General features: G+C 66.1%; 2 protein-coding genes. Both read left to right on the top strand.

All coding sequences use genetic code 11. The features are described 5' to 3' along the window. Positions 1 to 218: 218 nt before the first annotated feature. The gene (locus tag HNP44_RS18790) at positions 219 to 362 is read left to right on the top strand and encodes a hypothetical protein (RefSeq protein WP_259142923.1); all 144 of its coding nucleotides are present in this window, start codon (positions 219 to 221) and stop codon (positions 360 to 362) included. Positions 363 to 447: 85 nt separating this feature from the next. Further along, a partial coding sequence (locus tag HNP44_RS18785; protein WP_259172191.1) for a hypothetical protein occupies positions 448 to 3,455 on the top strand: 3,008 nt, incomplete at its 3' end.

Raw genomic sequence — 3,455 nt, 5'->3', positions numbered from 1 at the left:
ACGAAGTGGAACAACGCGGCGGCGTCGGTGAGCGAGATCTTGGGGCAGATGAAGACCGCGCTCGGCACGAACACTGAGCAGGTTCGTGACATGCGCTCGCAGGTCCGCTCCGCCCTCTCACGCAACTAACTGTCCTCACGAGCTCGTCATAGTCCTGAACGTCACGGCATGTCGCGCCCGGCCGGACCGCTCTCCACCCTCGCATGAATGGACCACCGATGATCTCCACCGTCGTCATCTTGATCGAGCGGCTGTCGGTCGCGGCGCTGACCGGTGTCGCGATCGCGGTGGCCGCCGTCACGTCCTCGTCCACCGACGATGCTTCTTCAGCAACGGGAGACCCGTGTTTGGAACGAGCATGACCCGCTTCCCCTGCGCCATCACTGCTGATCCACCGCCCACTGGTCCCCACCGTGCCGACGATCCCCGCCTAGAGAGGCCTTCGCGATGAGTCTTGACATCACTCCTGGTGACGGCATCGTTGGGGAGCTTGCGCTACTCGGTGACCTGATCGTCGGCGGGTTCCCGGAGGCCGTGTTCACGCTGCCGGGGGTCAGTGTTGATGAGGTGCTCGATCACGCCCGGCTGTATCTGGGATTCGCGGAAGCTGCGCAGACTGCGCAGGCGAAGGTGCGGGCGTTGGAGCTGCCCGAGTTCGTGGGTGTGGAGGGCGAGTTCTTCCGCGGCCGAGTCCCCGGCGACCTGGCGATGCAACTCGGCGCCGCTGTCGAGTCGTACTCCCGAGTCGGTTCGGGGATCAAGGAACTCGCCCGCGAACTCGACGCCTCCCAAACAGCTTTGAAACCCCTCGAAGCGCGGGCGCGGGCGGTGTTCGAGCACATGCAGAAGGTGTGGATCAAGGTCAACGTCCCCTTCACCGAATACTCGGGGCTCCGCTCGGAGTGGGATGAGCTCGTCCGCGCCGCCGGTGTGGTGCACGAGCGAGTGGCGGCGGCGGGGCAGCAGGCGGCCGCGCAGATCAACGCGGGCACCGAGGCGATGGTCCCAGTCAACGACTACTTCTCCACGCTGCCTGGCGGAGCGGTGGCGGGCGGCGCCCTGGCGAAGGGTGTGCGGTCCACCGCGGCGCATGCGGCCTCCGCTGCCGGTGGCGTGACCGGTGCGCCGGGACCCGCAGTGAAGGCGACCGCTAACGGGCTGGGCGCCGCAGCCGGCGCGGCCATCTCGGTTCCGCAGCAGATCACCGCCCGCGGGCAGCAACTCGCGCCACAGGTCACCCCGGACGGAATCAAAGTCGGCGACCACCTCCTCACCGACCCCACGAGCGAGCAGGCACAGAAACTGGTCCGCGAAGGACAGGCAACGAACATCCTCGGACTCGACCCCACCGGTATCCCGACAGCGATGATGATGCTCGCCTCACCGAACACCCTCATCCGCGAACAGCGCAAGCCTACGAAGGCCAAGCCTGGTCGGCGGTGGACCACTGAGGCCGGAGATCCACGCACCACCGCCACCGCCAAGGACGAGAGTGTTGTCGGTCAGGTTGTGTCGGTTCCCGGGCGGTTCGTTGGTGGTGCGGTGGACCGCTTCGGCAACACCATCGCCGGCAATGCCGCACTCATCGGTGTCGGTGGCGACCCCGTCCGTGCGTGGTCGGGACTCGCGAAAAATGTGACCAGTCCCGTCGCGGGGGTGGGTCGGTTCGCGGCGTCGGCGACACCCGAGCAGATTCTCGCTGATCCTGTGGCCGCAGCCGGCTCAGCAGCGACCCACGCGCCGGTGGCGGTGCCCTTCGTCGGCTGGGCCTACGGAATCGTCGAAGCCCTCTCCAAACCCGGCGAACTCGCCCGCGAAGGCGCGAAGGAAACCCTCACCTCCGCCCTCGACACGCTGACCTTGAAGAACCTCGAAGCAGGCCAGCAGGTTGCCAACACCGGCGAAGTGCACGTCACCACCTCCGATGTGGATGTGCACGCCGACAACGGCGGATACATCACCTTCACCCTCCCCGACCTCGAAGGCGGAGAACCCAAAGCCTGGTACATCCTCGCCACCCCCGACAGCCCCGGAAACTTCACCACCAACGTCCCCACCGCCCCCGGCGAAGAACTCATCGAACGCGCCGACGGCTCCGTCGTCCTCGTCAACACCGCCACCAGCCAGACCGTCCGCACCATCAAAACCCCATGGGCCAAAGACGCACTCGGACGCGACCAACCCACCTGGTACAGCGTTGAGCGTCTCGACGACTCCACGTCGACGATCACCCAGCACATCGCCCCGAACAAGGGCGCGTTGTATCCGTTGGTGGCGGATTCACCCCAGTCTGACCTCGCAGCGGCTCAGGCTAGGCTCGCCGCCGGTGGTCTCAAGCCTGCCGGGCCGACCCTGCCAGAACCTGCTCCTGCTGCTCCTGTTCCTGCTGCGCCTGTTGTTTCTGAGCCGAGTGCGGTGCAGGCTCCTGTGGTGACGGCGACTGTGACGCCGATCCAGGCGCAGGGACCGCACCTACCGGGGACGCCGCCGCCGACGGTCACACCCGCCCCGACCCAACCGACCAACTCGGGTAGCTCCGGTGGATCAGGGGCGTCGGGCAGCGTGCGGCCGGGGCTGTCGTTGGCGATCACCCCACCCGCGACGCCTGGCGCACCGGTTGAGCAAACGGCGTCCTCCGGAGACCGGGACACGACCGGTTCTAGTGGCATGTCTGAGACGGAACGGCAACGGCAGATTGAGCGGCTACGCGCTGCCGGCGTGGGTCTGCCCTTGGGGATCCTCACCGGAACCCCGGAAACCCCCAACACCGGTAGCGGCAGCCATACGGGTTCGGGGAGTGCCTTGCAGCAGGCGGTGGTGACGAATCTGACCCCACCTGGAGCCCCAACGACACCGCAACAGGACCTCGCCGCCGCCACCGCGAGCCTGAAGCCGCGCACCTACGGGCCCACAGAAGAAGAGATGCAGACCGCGGCGGCCGCGATCGCTAAGGACCGCGAACACGCGCCCGAGATCTGGAACAAGATCGCAGGCGAAGACAGCGACACCTACCGAAAGTTCTTCCCCAAAGACGTCTACCCGCTGGAGAAGAGCACCTCCGCGCACAACGGGACCTATACAACCGCATACCGCATGTCCGACGGGTCCACACTCCGACTCACTGAAGACAACGCATTCGACGTCCCCCGCTTCGGTGCCACCATCGAAAACTCACCGACCTTCGGCGACGTCGACGTCAACAGCCTCGGCGGAACCGTCAGCCAAACACGTAACGCCGGCCAAATGGGACTCGAAGCCGCCGAGAACGTGGATACCGCACTACAGTTCGTACCCGGAATCGGCCTTCCACCCCGCATCCTTTCCAAGGGCACAGTCGAAGTACTCCGCCGCACCGTCGACGAAGTCGACCCCAACAAGGTCAACGTCAACGCCGCAAAAACCATCGACGAACAGGCAACAACGAAACCGGCATCAACCGCAGTCAAGCCCGAGAC

Origin of the sequence: Tsukamurella ocularis (genome assembly GCF_024807615.1) — a bacterium.
Lineage (GTDB): Bacteria > Actinomycetota > Actinomycetes > Mycobacteriales > Mycobacteriaceae > Tsukamurella > Tsukamurella ocularis.
This window is presented reverse-complemented; position numbering and strand designations above follow the sequence as displayed.